The following is a 16,881-nucleotide window of genomic DNA, read 5'->3' as shown; positions in this document are numbered from 1 at the left end:
GACGGAGGACCCGGAGCGCGAGCACGTTCCGGGTCCGATCGGTAGTATGAGCTTACTTGAGGCCCCAGTACTTGTTGATCAGCTGGTCGAGCGTGCCGTCGTCCTTGATCATCTTCAGGCCCTCGTTGAAGGCAGCGACATTTTCATCGCCCTTGCGGAAAACGAGGCCGAGCGGGTCGGATTCGAGGTCCTTGATGGCGACGACGAGCTCACCGGCGAATTCGCGCTCATAGGCGGCCGCATTGGCGCCGTTGATGACGACGCCATCGACGTCCTTGTTCTTGAGCGCGATGATCGCGGCGCTGAAGGTGTCATAGGCGGCGACGTTCTCCTTGCCGACGACACTTTCGGCGACCTGGGCATCGGTCGTGTTTGCCTGGGCCGAGAGCTTTCTGCCCGCATCCTTGAAGCGGTCGAGCGTGATGCCCTGGTCTTCAACCCGCATCAGCACCGCCTGGCTGTTGACGATGTAGGGATCGGAAAAATCCATCGCTTTCTTGCGTTCCTCGGTGATCGAGACGCCCGACGCGACGAGGTCGAAGCTGCCCTGGTCGAGGGCGGCGAAGATACCGTCCCAGCCAGTGGTGATGAACTCGGCCTGGCAGTTGATCTTGGCGCAGACGGCGTTGACGACATCGACGTCGAAGCCAACAACCTGTCCGGTTGCCGGATCGATGCTTTCCATCGGCGGCGAGGTCGTGTCGGAGCCGACCTTAAGCAGTTTGCCGCCGAGATCGGCGGCGTGGGACACGCTCGAAGCAAGGGCTGCTACGGCCAGGGCAATCATCAGTTTCTTCATGGTTCTCCTCCTTGGATGGTTAACTTTGGATCAGGCGGCCGCCGAGATTGTCGGGCTGCCGCGCGATCAGTGTCGGCCTGAAAACCTGCCGAAGCGCCGCGGGGTCCTCCCCTTCCATGCGGCGAAGCAGGAACTGTCCAAGCGTGCGACCGAGTACCTCGATCGGCTGGTAGAAGGTGGTGATCGGCGGGGTGAAATAGGCGCTGACGTTGATGTCGTCATAGGCGATGACGTCGACATCGACGCCGACCTGGCGCCCGAGGCTGCCAAGCCCGGACAGCACGCCGAGCGTGGTGGATTCGTTGATGCAGACGAAGGCGGTCGGAGCGTCGTCGCGTTGCAGAAAGTCGATCACGGTCTGCCGACCGAAATGGGTGGAGAGATCACCCTCGGCAATCAACTCCATCGGCGCATCGAGACCCGCCTCGCGAAAAGCCCTGGCAAAACCGTCGATCCTGTCGAGCGCGTAGGAAAGCCGCCGCTCCGGATTGACGAGTGCAATGCGCCTGTGACCGCCGGCAATCAGCCGCGCAGTCGCCGCATGCGCCGCCCATTCGTTGTCGATGTCGACATGGGCATAATCGATATCCTTGCGGCAACGCCCCATCGAAACGAAGGGAAACTGCTCGGCGACGAGCAGATCGATACGCGGATCCTCGGCCAGGATACCGGAGAAAATCAGACCATCAGCAAGCCCCTGGTCGACGATCCGGCGCGCAGCCTCAGCGCCGTCGGCCGCATCGCGGATGACATGTACGGACATGCGATAGTCCGTGCCGTCAAGCGCCTGGCTGATACCGCTTAACGTCTGGGTATATTCGACGCCGTCCCACTCGTAATCTCGCGCAGCCGTCACCGGCATCAAGACGGCGGCCTGAAAGCTCTTGCCGGTACGAAGCGCCATACCGCGGGCGTTGGCCTGATACCCAACCTCGCGCGCCGCCTTGAAAATGAGATCGCGGGTCGCCGGCGCGACCACGGGCGATTCGCGTAGCGCCTTCGAGATGGTGGCAATCGAATAGCCCGTCATCTCGGCCAAGGTCTTGATCGTCGGCGGCGGTGCGCGCCGCGCCCTGTGCATCTCAGTCGCCATGCACCCTCCCAGGCGTCGGCATCTTCTTGAGCATAGAGGTAACAGCCAATAAAAACGTTTTCAAGAGAAATAAAAACGTTTTTATTTGTTCGCAGTGGATAGCGTCTCCCACGGCTCTCACCAGGCGTCAGGACACTGGGCTACACGGGGATCAATGGGATGCGCCGGCTCCAACCGAAAGGAAATGCTTGCTCCATTCGCTCTCGGGGATTTCGTCACCAGCTCGAAATTCGAACCCGACGACGCTCCCCACATCCGGCGCGACCTCGCAGGTGTACTTGATGACGTACCAGTGGCCGTTACTGCGAAAGGCGCCACCGTCAGCGCGAAGTTTCCGGCCGGCCAGCTTGGTATCCGCCATCGCGTAGGCGACAAGGAAGTCTGGAGCAAAACCGGGGCTCCAGCGATGAACCTGTTCCATTGCTTCGAGATTGCAAAGCTGCACGATCCGTTCGTCGGGAGCGAGCTGCGAGAGCCCCTCCCGCGCCTGCCTGCTGCGTGGGTTCGCCAATATCTCCGCAGAAAAGAACTGCTTCGCTTCTATAGTCGGCTGTTCGTCCGGAAGTGCTGTCGTGGCGACAGCCTGCTCGGGAGGCGCCTTTTGCGGACCTGTTGCCACGATTGGCGCGGCGTCGCGCAGCCCGGGCGTAGGCTGCTTCACCGCGTCAAGACCAAGTGGCGCCATGTCCAGTATTTGAACCGAAATGCTTTCATCCGGTACCGGGACCCGACTTTCCGGCGGCGGAAGAAGAAAGAGCGCCATGACCGCAATGGCATGTAGGATAAGTGCAAGCGCAAGGCTTCGCCCGATCGTTGTTTCACTACGACGACGCGTCTCTGCTTGCACCGATCAGATCATCCCATGCGCGACGCCCCAGATCGGGACCATTGCAAAGCGCTCCCATGGCCATGACCAGACTACCACCGGGAGCAAAACAAAAAGCCGCCGACAACAACTTGTCATCGGCGGCTTCAGTATGAGGCGCGGCAGCGTCACCAGTGACCTGGCGACACGTGGGCCGACCGATATCAATCCATGTCCTCGCTGTCGGGTGCGCTCATATGGTCGCGGTTTCCGTAGACGATTTCGCGCTTGCCCACATGGTTGGCGGGACCGACAAGACCTTCCTTTTCCATGCGTTCAACGAGAGAGGCGGCACGGTTGTAGCCGACGCCGAGGCGGCGCTGGATATAGGAGGTCGAGCACTTCTTGTCGCGCAGGACCACCTTGACCGCCTGGTCGTAGAGTTCGTTGCCGTCCTCCGACGCAAGCGCGCTCTTGTCGAAGACCGGCGTCTCTTCCTGCGGCTCCTCTTCCTCTTCTTCCGCCGTGACGGTCTCGAGGTATTCCGGGCGTCCCTGCGTCTTCAGGTGCGCGACCACGTGTTCGACCTCCAGATCGGAGACAAACGGGCCGTGGACACGGGCGATGCGGCCACCACCCTGCATGTGCAGCATGTCGCCCTGGCCGAGCAGCTGCTCGGCGCCCTGTTCGCCAAGGATCGTGCGGCTGTCGATCTTCGAGGTCACCTGGAACGAGATACGGGTCGGGAAGTTGGCCTTGATCGTGCCGGTAATGACATCGACCGAGGGGCGTTGCGTCGCCATGATCAGGTGGATACCGGCAGCACGCGCCATCTGCGCCAGGCGCTGGATCGCGCCTTCGATCTCCTTGCCGGCGACCATCATCAGGTCGGCCATCTCATCGACGATGACGACGATATAGGGCATCGGCGCCAGATCCATTTCCTGCTGCTCGAACAGCGGCTCGCCGGTGCCCTTCTCGAAGCCGGCCTGGACGGTGCACATCACTGGCTCGCCCTTTTCGCGGGCGGCCGCTGCGCGCTGATTGTAGCCGTCGATATTGCGCACACCGAGCCGCGACATCTTGCGGTAGCGGTCCTCCATCTCGCGCACGGCCCACTTCAGCGCCATCACCGCCTTCTTCGGGTCGGTAACAACAGGCGTCAGCAGGTGCGGGATGCCGTCGTAGACGGAGAGTTCGAGCATCTTCGGATCGACCATGATCAGCCGGCACTCTTCCGGCTTCAACCGGTAGAGCAGCGACAGGATCATCGTGTTGATCGCCACCGACTTGCCCGAGCCGGTGGTGCCGGCGACAAGCAGATGCGGCATCTTGGCAAGCTCGGCGATGACAGGCTCGCCGCCGATCGTCTTGCCGAGGCAAAGCGCCAGCTTGTAGCCGGTCTTGCGGAAATCGATCGATTCGATCAGCTCGCGGAAGTAGACGGTCTCGCGGGTCGCGTTCGGCAGTTCGATGCCAATGACGTTGCGACCGGGAACGACGGCGACGCGGGCAGAAAGCGCCGACATGGAGCGGGCAATATCGTCGGCGAGGTTGATGACGCGGGACGACTTCACACCGGGTGCCGGCTCAAATTCATAGAGGGTTACGACCGGGCCCGGACGAACATGGATGATCTCGCCCTTGACGCCGAAGTCTTCGAGCACGCTTTCAAGCAGGCCGGCATTTTGTTCCAGCTGCTCCTGCGTCATGAAGAAGCCCTGACCGACAGGCGCTTCCTGCAGGAGTTCCTCCGACGGAAACTCGTAGGCGTCCCCGCCAAAGGCGCGCTCAACCACACCGATCGCCGGCATTGCGCTCGGTGCGCGGGTGACCTGTGCCGGCATGGTGATCGCCGCCTTCGAGGCGACCGGCGCCGGCTGCTCGATCTCGACCGGCACCGCCTCGATGATTTCCGGCTCAGCCGCAGCCATGGCTGCAGGCGCATCGCCAACGGCAGCATGCGCCGGCTGGACGGCCGGAGCTTCCGCAGCCGCGGAAGCCTGCTCATGCGAAACCGCGACAGCCTCTGCCTTTGCGCCGCGGACGTCGACGACGCGGAACAGCGAGGTGATCGCCGTCGGCGGCATGCGGCGGATTTCAACCGGGCGTACGGGCTCCGGCGGAGCGACCGCAACGGAAGCAACAACAGCAGGAGCGACAACGGGCGTCATCGGCACCGATGCGGCGGCCTCGACAAAAGGCTTCGGACGGGCGGCGTCTTTTCCGACAACGTCGACATCATCGGCCGGACCGAATTCGAAGAAGGCAAAGTCCGACAGGAAGACCGATTGCTGGGTACCCTGATCGGCGGGCGTGCCGGCTGCTGACTGCGCTGCCGGGACCGGTTCGGAAACGGCGATCGGCGGCGTGACAACCGGGGCAAGTGCGACAGCGTCATCGGCCTCGACACGATCGAGCATTGCCGGCTCGATGGTGTTTTGCGCCGCGGTCCACGTCGGCAATTGGTTCGTCAGCATGCGCAACAGTTCGGACGGGCTATAGGACGGCAGTGCGACCTCGGCCTGCGGTGCGTCGTCAACGGCGAGAGCAGAAGCTTCCATCGGCACCGGCGCGACTGGAACCGTCACGACGGGTTCGGCGGCTTCCACGGAAACCGGCGCAGGCTCCGCCGCCACCGCGACGCTTGCCTCTTCGACTTCGATTGCCGCTTCGCTTTCGTCCACCTGCGGCGCGCGCCGCTTCATGAATTCGCGCTCCGGTGTACGGGTGAAGCGCACGTTCGGCGCCAGGAAGAAATGGCTCTCCCAGGTCGAGTCGCCATAGTGTCCGGCAATCTCCGAAAGGGTCGGCAAGGGTTCGCTGGTCGTGGTCGTCACCTGTGCGGGGGCATAGGCTGATCCCTGCCCATAGAGACGGGTCGCACGGTTCATCGTTTCTGCCTGCTGGTTGGCCGGTTTGCGGGGCGCCGCGGGCGCCTCGTACAACTGATAGGGGTCGGCGGTTTCCGCCTCATGGGTGGGCATACCGCTCAACGCATCATCCTGCGGACCATCGAAGTAGTCCGCCTGGTTTGCATCATGCAAAGCAGCCTGTGAGAAGTTTGTCCTGGGAATACGCATGGGTCCTGGAAGAGCTAGAGACATCGCCGAGGGGCCTTCTAAGCGATAGGAAATGAAGGTTAACAAGTCCCTTCCAACGCCCCGTTTCGAGCCGAGGCTCGAGGTCGATTGCCATCTTTCTGTGGGCCGAATGCAACGGCAAGGCCCGGCTCGCCAAGGCCGCCGCGACGTCCTGTCACCGGCCCCAGGCGGCCGAAAATATTTCTTTGAGGACGGGTCGTTACCGTCGTCGAGCGGGCTGCCGGCGACGACCGGCTAGCGCGCTTACCGTGAAAACGAATCGGGCCGACGTGAAAGCTCACGCCGGCCCGACAAGACCCGGAAAAACCGTCGCGATCAGCCGTCGCGGCCGGCAGCAAAGGCCGCATGATGCTTGGCCAGAAGTTCGACCGCCTCGTCGATAAAGGCTGGATCAATGTCGGCCGCAAACTCGATGCGCACGTTCCGGCCATCACGCTTGACCTTTGCGAAGGCTCGGCCGCCGGCATCGACAAGCACCTCCGGCTTGGTGCTTTCTGTCTTCGGCTTGCGCGACAGACGGGCAAAGACGACCTGGAAGCGGTGATCGCTTTCGGCCTCGAGAAAGCGGCGCGTGCGGCACTCCTCCTGCGCCTGTTCCACGGCGGCCATATCCTCAAGCAGCGCACCGAACGCCATCCAGCGCTCGCGGCCGACCTTCGGCGCCGGGCCGATGGCGCGGGCAATTGCCGGCGGCACACCTTCGGCCACCTGCAGGAGGCGCGAGAGCTCACTCTTTTGCACGGCAAGCGCCTCGCCGATCACCTTGCGGTCGAAACCGCGGTCGGCCAGCGCCGAGGCAAACATTGCCCGTTCGATGAAGGAGAGATTGCGTCGTTCGGCGTTTTCCTTGCCCTGGGCCAGCACCAGCTCGTCATCGGTGAGCGGCCGGACGATCGCCTTGACCTTGATGCCGAGGCTGCGGACAGCGTTGAGGCGCCGGTGGCCATAGGCCGTCTGGTAGCGACCTTGCTTTTCCGGATGCGGGCGCACCAGGATCGGCGACTGCTGGCCGCTGTCGCGAATACTGTCGGCGAGCGCCAGGAATTCAGGATCGTCGGTTTCGCCGTCGGTCAGGCGGTCTCCGACAAAGGAGGCATCGATCAGGTCCGGGTCAAGCTCGACGACGCGCTCAGCCTGTGTCAGCGCCTCGCGCAGCGCCCGCGCCTCCTCCGCTTCACGGGTGATGCTGCCGAGCGAAAGGCCCATGGCCTTGATTGCACCGGAGGCGGCGCGCGGCACGTCTGCAGCGGTGTTGACCGCCACCGGCTTCATAGGCTGGTGATTGATTGCTGCCGGCGCCTTATCGGCGCCTTCCGGGACTGAAGCCGCCGGCGCCACATTGCCGGAGAAGAGAGCGCGCAGTTCGTTCTTGCGGTTACCGGCCATGTCGATCAACGCCCCCATGCCGCGTGAATGAGTGCCTCGATCTCGCCGTTGACGGCGTTCAGCGATTCGATCGCGCGGTCGTAGGTGGCGCGGGTGAAATTCTCGCGCCCGACTTCATAGAGCGTCTGCTTCGTCAGGCCGGCGTCGGAGACCGCCGTCGATTTCACCATCGCCGAGGTCAGCACGCGATCGCCGAAGAGCGAGCGCATGAAGCCGACGATCTGCGCCTGCGGTCCGTCGTTCGGCTCGAAGCGGGTGACGAGGTAACGCAGGAAATCGAAGTTGAGTTCGCCCCCTGCCTCGCGCACGACGCTGAGCAGGTCCGACGTCATGTAGAGGAACTGGTTCATCGAAGCGACGTCGAGCATCTGCGGATGCACGGTCACCACGACGGAGGTCGAGGCGCAGAGCGCCGACAGCGTCAGGTAGCCGAGCTGCGGCGGGCAGTCGATGATGACGACGTCATAGTCGTCGGCGACGCTGGCAAGGGCTGCCTGCACGCGGGCGAAGAACAGCGGGCCGGCGTCGGCGCCGTTGTGGCGGGCGCTGAGTGCCTGCGGCGTGGTGTGTTCGAACTCCTGAAGCTCGAGATTGCCGGGCACGAGATCGAGACCGTCGAAGTAGGTCGGACGGATGATGTCCTTCAGCGGCCGTGCTTCGGCGTCGTAGCGGATTGCGCCATAGAGCGTATCGTTGCCAGTGAGGTCGAGCTCCGGCTGGTAGCCGAAGAGCGCTGAGAGCGACGCCTGCGGGTCGAGATCGACCGCGAGCACGCGGTGGCCGGTCATCGCGAGATATTGCGCGATATGCACCGACGAGGTGGTCTTGCCGGAGCCGCCCTTGAAGTTGGTAACCGAGATTACCTGCAGATGCTCGCCCGCTTCCCGGTCGCGCCACTTCAGGTAGCTGCGGGCCTTGACGGCATTGCCCTTGGCAAGCGCCTGCTCGGCGAGGTGGCGGCGAAGCGCGTTGATATCCGACAGCGAATAGGAGCGACGGCCGCCGAGCCCTGTGTCCGGCTGCGGCCCTTCGCCGGCAAGCGACAGCTGGCGCAGATAACCGTCGGAGACACCGATGAGCTTGGCCGCTTCGCCTGACGTGAAGCTGCGAAGCGTCTTCATCGCTGTCGGCGGAAACAGCCGTTCGCGCATGGCTTTCAACTGTTCCGAAAGTGCGCGCGCATCGGCTGCGATCGCTTCGTCGGCCGGACGACGGCCCTGAGGGAGGTCCGCGTCCTGTCTTGCCTGCGTTGCCGTCATTGTCATTCCGCCATACTCCTTGCATGCATCAACAGCCCAACAGAGCGGCGACGCACTAACAGAGATTCAATCCAAATACGGCCAATCAGCACTTATTCGAAAAACTCCGTAACAGAGATGCCGAAGCTTCTGATTCGCGTCAAGAGTCGGACGGACGATCGGACGTGTGCACCGGGCACGCGCGGCGTTCACAATGTCGCAAACGAAACGCCCGCGACACTGGCGCGGGCGTTCGGCAGCAGGGATTTGAAAACTATCAGACCTTGGGGCGGATATGATCCGGGATCGGGCACTGATAGGGCTTACCGTCAGTCTTTTCGCGCCATTCGGCCTTCGCCCGTGCCAGCAAATCCGGGTTTAGGATCAGGTCAAGCCCCGTAGCCGCAAGCGATTTCGCCGCATGGGCGAAGGCCTTGTGGGCCGCCGGGCTCTTGCCTTGCGCGACCACCTGCCAGGTGTGCGGCGCGGTGCCGATCGCCCAGGCCGGCGCCCAGCATTGCGCCGTTGGGGTGATCCAGCTGACGTCGCCGACATCGGTCGAGCCGGCGCGAAAATGCGACTGTCCTTCGAAGTCGCGAAGGCCGAGGTGAAGGCCGGTCGCACCGTCCACGCGACTGTTGGCAAAAACATCGCCCTTGATCTGGTAGAGCCGTATGCTGCTGGAGATCGTCTCCGGCGTCAGCGTCTTCTGGATCTCCTTGGCAAACGCAATATCCGCTTCGTCGAAAGGCACCGGGCCGAGCGCCACCATGTTCTGATGGAGGCGAGCAGCGCGTTGTTGATCGCCATGATCACGCCGTCGATCCAGCCGCGGGCATAACCGCTGACAACGCCGATGAAGGTGCCGCAGACGACCGCGAAGGCGACGGTCAGGAAGCCGATCCAGACACTCGCCCGGGCCCCGACCATCAGCCGGCTGGCGACATCGCGGCCAAACTCGTCGGTGCCGAGCCAATGCGCAGCGCCCGGTGCCGCGAGACGTGAGGTGAAGCCGAGCGCCATCGGATCATAGGGCGTCCAGATGAGGCCGATGATGGCGATGAGGACCAGCAGTGCGATCAGACCGCCGCCGATGGCGCCGTTGAATGTGAGCTTTCTCATTCTGCCACCACCCGCGGATCGAAGAGAGGATAGAGAAGGTCGACCACGAGGTTGACGACGACATAGGAGAAGGCGACGAGCAGCAGGCAGCCCTGGATGACCGGGTAGTCGCGCTGGAAGATCGCGTCGACCAGCAGTCGGCCAAGACCTGGGATGGTGAACACTGTCTCGATGACTGCGATGCCGCCGAGCAGGTTGCCGAGGATCAGGCCGATCATCGTCCATGTTGGGCCGAAGGCATTCTTGAAGGCATGACGCCAGAGAACCGCACTTTCCGAAAGCCCCTTGGCACGGGCATGGGTGATGTAATCGAGCCTGAGCACTTCGAGCGTGGAGGCACGCGCCATGCGGATGATCACGCCCATCTCGTGGATGACGAGGGTCATGACCGGCAGCACCAGATAGAGAAGGCCGGCCTTCCAGTTCTCCGTAATCGGCACGTAGCCGAGCACCGGCAGCCAGCCGAGCTTGAGGCCGAAGGCCAGCAGCAGCAGAAGGCCAAGCCAGAAGGTCGGGATCGACAGAAGCACGGTCGCCGTGCCGACGAGCGCGAGGTCGGTCAGGCTGTTCTGCCGCCAGGCAGCGATCACGCCGGCCGGCACCGCAATGAGGCTCGCGAGAAACACGGCGATCACGACGATTTCGGCGCTGACCATGAAGCGGCTGAGGACCAGGTGCAGTACCGGTTCGCCGGTGACAATCGACTGGCCGAAATCACCGGAGAGGATATTGCCGGCCCAGACGACGAATTGTTCCGGAATGCTGCGATCGAGACCGAGCACGTTACGCATTTCGGCGACCTGCTGCGGTTCGGCCATGTCGCCGAGCATCAGCGCTGCCGGATCGCCGGGAATGAGGCGGATGAGCGTGAAGACGGCCACCGAGACAATAACGATCGTCGGTATCGCCATCACGAGGCGATTGAGAATGAACTTGATCATGGGTTCCCCGTACTGAGGCTGGCCGCACGCGTTACCGCGATTCTCCCGCCCGTCGGCTCTTGTTAGGGAAACTATGACCGAATGAAAAAAATGGCGCAATATTATGAGTAAACGTCATACATCTATGACAAGGACATGACACGCCAGGCGGGCGTGAAACAACGTCAACAGGCCCGGGATCTGGAGGGGAAGGCGCCAATCCCCAGGTCTTGAAGAACGATCAGGTCCGCTGTTCCGCCTGCGCTTCCAAGAGGAGGCTCCACGCGGCCTTTAGACGATCGAGCTCGCTCCTGTCAGGCATTTCGCGGCCCAGCTCTCGCATCTTTGCGGCTGCGGCCGAAGCGGCACACCCAACTGCCGCCGAGGCCGCATACGCCCGAAGTTCGAGGAGGTGCGCACCCATCTTGCTGGCAGTTTCGGCCGAGAGGCTGAAATGCGCTTCGCATTCCTGCTGGTAACGCTTGCCAAGCTGGCGCAAGCATGTCGCGCGAACGAGATGAACCGAGGGCGCGAAAAAATGTTGGGCGGTGGCCGTAAGATCGCTCAGAGCTTCGCCACTTTCTTCTAGTGCCGCCTCGGGTTCTCCATTGAGTGCACACACTTCCGCCAGAACCGATCGAAACAGAGGAAGACCAAGAGATGTACGCGATCGCGCGTTTGCAACGGTTTCGCGCAGGTCCTCGACACTGACGAGGGCTGCGCCCCTTAAAACGGCCGTAGCCCAGGTTTCAAATATTCTGCAGTGAAGTCCCCAGACAGGGACAGCGTGCGCAGTGCAGTATTCCCGGCCTTCGCTCGCGAGATCGAGGGCACGTTCGGCATCACCCAAGAAGTAGTTCAAGAAGCATGCGGCAGCGTAGGCCCAACCGAGTGTGGGCGGATGATTGAGATGCCGGCCGTAGGCGAGGTTTTTCTCGGTAAGACTGGACGCGAATTTGACCTTCCCTTGCGCCCCAACGGCAACAGAGCGAAACGCGCGCGACGCCACCAGGCAATCAGCTCCGTATCGTGTGGCCATTTGCGCATGCTTGTCCGGGTCGTACATGCTGTCCAATGCTTCGAAGTGTCTCAACGCATCCGCCAGATCGCCATCAAAGAAGCTGAGATATCCGAGCATCCTGTGGGCTTGGCACATGTGGCCAGCGTCGTCGGCTTTGACCGCCATCTCCATCATCTTTTCCGCCGGCTCCCGCGCAAGGCCGAATTTGGAGGCGAAGTGGTAGCCGGAGAAAATACCATAGGTCAGGTCAAACCGTTGCTGGCTTGCGCCGACGGTGTCGATCAATTCCAGCGCGCGGGAATAGGCGCTGATCGTGTCGGCCGCCGCAGGGCCACTTGCCACGTAGGACGTTTGGCCGAGGCACAGACAAAGCTCAAATTCGAGCCGCAGCGTTTCAGGGTCATTCTCGTTCGAGGAGATCCACTTCTTGCCCTCGCGCAGCTGACTGACCGCCTCGGGGTAAGCGGATCTTCGTAGCGAGTTTCGGCCCGCCGCCAGCCAATACTGCGCCGATTTCTGTGGCTCGTCCGACATCGCAAGGTGCGCCGCAACGACTTCGGGTTCGGTAGCGACCTGCTCCGGAAATTTCGAAATCACGACCTCGGCTATTCTGCCGTGCAGTTGCCGCCTTGCCGCCAGCAGCATGCTTTCATAAGCGGCCTTCTGAATAAGGGAGTGCTTGAAAACGTATCGTTGAACCTCGGCCGTGCCACGTTCAAAAACCAACCCGGCGGTCTCAAGCTGGTAGAGCGCCCGGCGCACTAGGCGTGGAGGCAGCATCGACACCAGAGACAACTGATCCGAACTGAATTCCCGTCCGAGCGCTGCGGCGATTTGCGCCACCGACTTTGCTTCGGGCAACCTGTCCAATCGAGCGGTGAGACTATCTTGAAGGCTGGTTGGGATTTCTCGCTCGGGGAGAGCACCGACAGACTCGTACCTGGTTCCGACAAGCCGAACGCAACCGCTCTCCACCAATGTCTTGGCAAGCTCCTCGACAAAGAGCGGCACTCCGTCTGTTCGCAGGACGATCTCGTCTGAGACCATTGGCGGTAAGGTTCCGCCGGCGACCCGATCGGCCAGCTCTCTCGCATCGCGTTCGTCCAGCCCCCGAATGGTGCAATGATGCACATGCGGCAACTGCCGCCACGCTTCCGGAAATACATAGTCGGGCCGGCCGGTGACGATGAGCAACGCAGATTCGCGAGCGATCGAGTTGACGATCAGGTCGAGATACTCTGCGGTCGTCGGGTCAATCCAGTGTGCGTCCTCGACGATGGCTAAAACCGGGATTCGTCTCGCCAGTCGCGTGAACTGTTCCGCCAGGGCTGAAAACAGCCTGTCTCGTTTCTCGGTAGGCGTAATTGGCATCAGCGCCGCGTCACCGGGCATTGGAAGCGCCAGCAGTTCCGCAATCAATGCGACTGCCTCGCTACTGGAATCCGTCACTTTCAAGAGTGAACGAAGCTTTAGCGTCTTTTTCTCGTCGTCATCCGACACGGTGAACCCGGCAGCTTCCTGCAACTGCGCGATCATTGGCCTCAGTGCGCTATTCTGATGGTACGGCGAGCAGTGATAGCGCAACCCAATGTGAGGCTCCGCGTGAATCCGGTCGGTTAGCGCCCTGATGGTCCTGGTTTTTCCGATCCCGGCTTCGCCGTCGAGAACAATGACCTGTCCCTGGCCACTTCGCGCCATCTGCCACACCGACCAGAGAAGCGCTGACTCCTCGTCGCGTCCCACAAAAGGGCTTACATGTCGGGCAGAACGGGGCTGAAAGCGCGCCTTCTGCTGAACTTCGGCGACTTGGTAGGCGCGAGGCGGCGAAGCGAAGCCCTTGAGCGTCTGCGGCCCCAGATCAACAAGGACGAAATCGTCGCCGAGCAGTTCCGCAGCCGAAGAAGACACAACGGTATGCCCCGGAGACGCTACGCTTTGGAGGCGCGCGGCGAGATTCGGTGTTTCGCCAACCACCTCACTTTTTGAGACACCAGTTATATTCCCCAGCACGACCCACCCCGTGGCGATACCTGCCCGCGCTCGCAGATTCTTGCCGATAGGGTCCCGCAACTCGCGCAGCGCTTCGTGGACCGCTTCTGCAGCGACCACAGCCCTCTGCGCATCATCTTCATGCGCTTGAGGCCAGCCAAAATAAGCCATCAGCCCATCGCCGAAAGACTGTGCGACATAGCCTTCCAACCATCGGATTTTGGACGCGGCGACGCGATGAAACTGCGCGATCGTGAGACTGAGCGTCTCGGGATCGGTGACGGTGGCGAGAGCCGTGGAGTCGACGATATCGAGAAACAGGATGGTAAGATGTCGACGTTCAGCGGCGGCATAGGATTCGAAATCCGATTGAATATCCGCGCTTCCAGCCATCGAGCCGCCGGAAGCCGCCGCCTTGAGGATCGCGCGCCGATCCCCCAAGGCTGAAATGCCGATCTCCTTAAGGTCGGCGTCCGTCAACTCTGCAAGCTGTGAGACATCGATTTGGTTTGCCTCAAATGCATCGACGTAGTTGACCATGCCAATCGCGCGAAGCCAGTCCGCGACGTTCATCGGAGCCTCCCCGCCGCACCGCAATGCAGAATTGTCTAATTTAGCGTGATATAGTTTAATTGTCATGCAACCTGAGAGGTGGTCTGAGGGGGGCATAAAAATGCACGCCGGGCTGATTTCTTACCGATTGAACAAGTTTCCAAAGTTCAGGCAGTTCGTAAGCGGCTTTCCGCTTCTCCAGCGGTTGCTGAACCGCTTCTTGAGCAACGGGATCTTCAAAAGCGGGAGACCGCAATCCTACCCATTTTCTCGATGGGGACCGGCAGCCGGCGTCGACGCGTTTTCGGAGGCGCTGATGCCTCGCCTGCTTCCGGGCAACACGTTTTCCGAGGAGCGCTTTTCAGCTCCCGCGCTCGCAACGCTCCGAGAAACGAGCAATCTGCAGACCCTTGCCCACCGACACGTCACCGATCGGCGCGGTATGGTTTCCTTCCCCAGGATCACGGAGGCCGGCAATGGCTAGGGATCGCAGGCCTCCCGGAAGACGTGGACTTCCGGGTTTGGGCAAATTGTTTGACATGGTCGATTTTATGTACCTGAGCGGATGGCAGAAGTTTTTTGAACGCCGCCTGCAGCGTTATGGAAGCACCGTGTTCACCACGCCGTTGTTTACGAAAACTGTCGTCGCAACGGACCACAAGGCCATCTCAGCGCTCTTCGACACCATACCTTTCATACAGGACTATGGATTTGGCTCGGCCGTCCCTCCCAAACCGCTCGTGGGTGATGTCGCCCCCAGCGTCTTCGAGACCGGCGTCCTGCATGACAACCCGAAGGCATTCTACTTTTCTCTCCTGAGACATCGGGCCACAAGCCTGCCTGCTGTCTTCGAGGAGGTCCTGCGCGAATATGAGGTACGCTGGGCAAGCCGCGGCCGCTTCGCTTGGCGTGATGAAATCGAAACCTTCACAATGGACTTCGTGCTCAGGTGGATCCTCGAGCTTAAGTTCGATACCGCGAAGGTAAGATTGATCTACAACAACATTTTCACCAATCATCTTTGGCGCGTCGCGCGCTTTTTTCCATGGACACGCTACTCGCGGTCGCTCCGGTATTATGGGGAGTTTGTGCGCGCGATCGAAGAAGCGAGCAGTTTCGAAGCAATCATGGAGATCGCGCGTACGTTTGGTATATCCGACCGCGCATACGTGGCAAAGCAGATCGCGTTCCTGACGGGAATGAACTCGTATCTGGGGCTCCAGAACCTGTTCAAGTCGATAGTGGGCGAACTGAGTTCCAGAGCCGACATCCGGTCTGACCTTGACCTTCAGCTTCGCGACGCTGCCCCAGGGGCCCTCTTTTCGCCGAGGGTGCGTGCCGTCGACGAGTTCGTCATGGAGGTTCTGCGTCAGCACCCGCCGGTCTTTTTCATATTTGGGCGCGCGATTGAGGATGTGGTTCTAGAATCCGCGAGCGGTTCGTTCGACATCGCCAAAGGCGAACGCCTCATGGGCGTCATTCCTTTTGCGCACGACGACCCGGAAGCGTTTCCGGATCCGGCTTCCTTCCAGCCTGAGCGTTTCCAAGACGACGAAGCGCGAGCAAAGCTCATTTGGCCGAGAGGGATCCAGGAAAGACCGGCCGACACCGCAGACCGGACCTGTCCGGGAAAGGACGTCGCGTTGCTGCTCGCACACGCATTCTGCACGGCCCTCGTGACACGCTATCAGTGGACGGTCGTAAAACCGATAACATGGGACAAACACCGCTACAGCCTGAACGTTGCGGCACCCATGGGCGAACTGGAGGTGGCTGGTTTCACAATTCGGGATGAGCGCGCGGGCCGCCCCGTGTAAACGGGGCTGCGCCCACGCAGCCAGGTTGAGGCGAGCCGTCGCTTAGAGCTCGTGGAGAACCGCGACCTGTCGTTTAAGGCAGCCGATCATCGCCTGGGCCGCAAGCGACAGCGGAACGCTGGCCGCAGTCGCCACGCCGAAATCCTGGGTGAGGTGCGGCGAAAACGGCCGGATCTCGATCGGCAGGTGGCGATGCAGGTTGGCGAAGAAACTGCTGATGATGGCAACGCCGAGACCGTAGGCGGCATAGGCGCAGGCGGAACTGTTGCTGTGGGTCTCGATCTTGACCTTCTGCGGCACGCCCGCCTTGCGGAAGATCTCGTCAAGCATGACCCGCGTTGGCCGGCGCCGGCCGACCAGGATCAGCGGCACGCCTCGCAGTTCCTTGGGCGTGACGGCCTCAAGCGCCGACAGGCCATGCCCCTTTGCCATCACACAGACGCTGACGCCGGTTGCCACCGGCTGCATCTCGATGCCGGCACTCAGTTGCCCCTCGTATCGCAGGAAACCGAAATCGATGATGCGCTGTTCCACAAGGCGAGCGATCGCGACCGTCGTGTCGAAGAAGGTCTCGACGCGCACGCCGGGAAAATCCTTGGCATAGTCGGCAAGCATCGCCGGCGCAAAGGTCTCCGACATGCTGTTCGGCAGGCCGATGCGCACAACCTCCGGACCGACGGCGCCGCTGCGCAGGTCCTGCGCCAGATTGGTGAAACGATCGATACCCAGGAGGATATGCTCGGCATCCTCGGCAAGCTTCATTGCTTCCGGCGTCGCAATCAGCCGGCCCTTGTCGCGGGCAAAAAGAGTAAGCGACAGTTCTTCCTCGAGTTGCTGCAGGAGCCGACTGACGCCGGACTGGCTGAGCCCCATGGTCTTTGCAGCGGCGATCGTCGATCCGGTCGCCAAGAGCGTGCGCAGCACTTCCAATTGTCGAAAATTCACGCCGCCCTCGCCCGCTCGAACTGTTCCCCATGTTTACGGGAAGGCGCTCCTTCAAGGAAGGGGTGACAGGGCATTGGCGCGCCGGGCGCC

General features: G+C 61.7%; 12 protein-coding genes and 1 pseudogene. 2 read left to right on the top strand and 11 right to left on the bottom strand.

Annotated features, from left to right (window positions below; all coding sequences use genetic code 11):
• Positions 1–52: 52 nt before the first annotated feature.
• From BBX50_RS02280 to BBX50_RS02240, 10 genes and pseudogenes are all read right to left on the bottom strand, one after another.
• Positions 53–799, bottom strand: a complete 747-nt coding sequence (locus BBX50_RS02280) for a transporter substrate-binding domain-containing protein (protein WP_065773697.1) — start codon at positions 797–799, stop codon at positions 53–55.
• Positions 800–818: 19 nt separating this feature from the next.
• Positions 819–1,892, bottom strand: coding sequence for a LacI family DNA-binding transcriptional regulator (locus tag BBX50_RS02275; protein ID WP_065773696.1), 1,074 nt, complete (start codon positions 1,890–1,892; stop codon positions 819–821).
• Positions 1,893–2,043: 151 nt separating this feature from the next.
• The gene (locus tag BBX50_RS29140) at positions 2,044–2,739 is read right to left on the bottom strand and encodes a DUF930 domain-containing protein (protein ID WP_083225821.1); all 696 of its coding nucleotides are present in this window, start codon (positions 2,737–2,739) and stop codon (positions 2,044–2,046) included.
• Positions 2,740–2,921: 182 nt separating this feature from the next.
• Positions 2,922–5,780: a DNA translocase FtsK gene (locus tag BBX50_RS02265; protein ID WP_065773695.1), complete on the bottom strand. Its 2,859-nt coding sequence runs from the start codon at positions 5,778–5,780 to the stop codon at positions 2,922–2,924.
• A gap of 336 nt (positions 5,781–6,116) precedes the next feature.
• Positions 6,117–7,187, bottom strand: a complete 1,071-nt coding sequence (gene repB, locus BBX50_RS02260; protein WP_065773792.1) for a plasmid partitioning protein RepB — start codon at positions 7,185–7,187, stop codon at positions 6,117–6,119.
• 5 nt (positions 7,188–7,192) lie between these two features.
• Positions 7,193–8,452 carry a plasmid partitioning protein RepA gene (gene repA / locus BBX50_RS02255; RefSeq protein ID WP_244513257.1) on the bottom strand — a complete coding sequence of 420 codons (1,260 nt, stop codon included), beginning with the start codon at positions 8,450–8,452 and terminating at the stop codon, positions 7,193–7,195.
• A gap of 250 nt (positions 8,453–8,702) precedes the next feature.
• Entirely contained in the window at positions 8,703–9,179 is a 477-nt protein-coding gene (locus tag BBX50_RS30375) for an amidohydrolase (protein WP_162493763.1), read from the bottom strand.
• Between the two features lie 3 nt (positions 9,180–9,182).
• Positions 9,183–9,547 (bottom strand): annotated as a pseudogene (locus tag BBX50_RS02250) (ABC transporter permease); the annotation flags it as partial.
• Positions 9,544–10,488 carry an ABC transporter permease gene (locus tag BBX50_RS02245; RefSeq protein ID WP_065773694.1) on the bottom strand — a complete coding sequence of 315 codons (945 nt, stop codon included), beginning with the start codon at positions 10,486–10,488 and terminating at the stop codon, positions 9,544–9,546. The pseudogene BBX50_RS02250 and the gene BBX50_RS02245, both read right to left, overlap by 4 nt.
• Before the next feature lie 220 nt (positions 10,489–10,708).
• On the bottom strand, positions 10,709–14,050 hold the full coding sequence (locus tag BBX50_RS02240; protein ID WP_065773693.1) for an adenylate/guanylate cyclase domain-containing protein: 3,342 nt from the start codon (positions 14,048–14,050) through the stop codon (positions 10,709–10,711).
• A gap of 100 nt (positions 14,051–14,150) precedes the next feature.
• On the opposite strand from BBX50_RS02240, the gene BBX50_RS02235 reads away from it, so the two are divergent.
• Together BBX50_RS02235 and BBX50_RS02230 are read left to right on the top strand one after the other, a co-directional pair.
• Entirely contained in the window at positions 14,151–14,513 is a 363-nt protein-coding gene (locus BBX50_RS02235) for a hypothetical protein (protein WP_065773692.1), read from the top strand.
• 37 nt (positions 14,514–14,550) lie between these two features.
• Positions 14,551–15,846: a cytochrome P450 gene (locus BBX50_RS02230; protein ID WP_161490898.1), complete on the top strand. Its 1,296-nt coding sequence runs from the start codon at positions 14,551–14,553 to the stop codon at positions 15,844–15,846.
• 42 nt (positions 15,847–15,888) lie between these two features.
• Here the strand turns inward: BBX50_RS02230 and BBX50_RS02225 are convergent, their stop codons facing one another.
• A complete protein-coding gene (locus BBX50_RS02225) occupies positions 15,889–16,791 on the bottom strand; it encodes a LysR family transcriptional regulator (RefSeq protein WP_065773690.1) in 903 nt (300 codons plus the stop codon).
• Positions 16,792–16,881: the final 90 nt, after the last annotated feature.

Origin of the sequence: Ensifer sp. LC11 (genome assembly GCF_001695835.1) — a bacterium.
GTDB lineage: Bacteria > Pseudomonadota > Alphaproteobacteria > Rhizobiales > Rhizobiaceae > Ensifer.
Note: the sequence above shows the minus strand (reverse complement) of the source record. Positions and strands in the feature narration are given on the sequence as shown.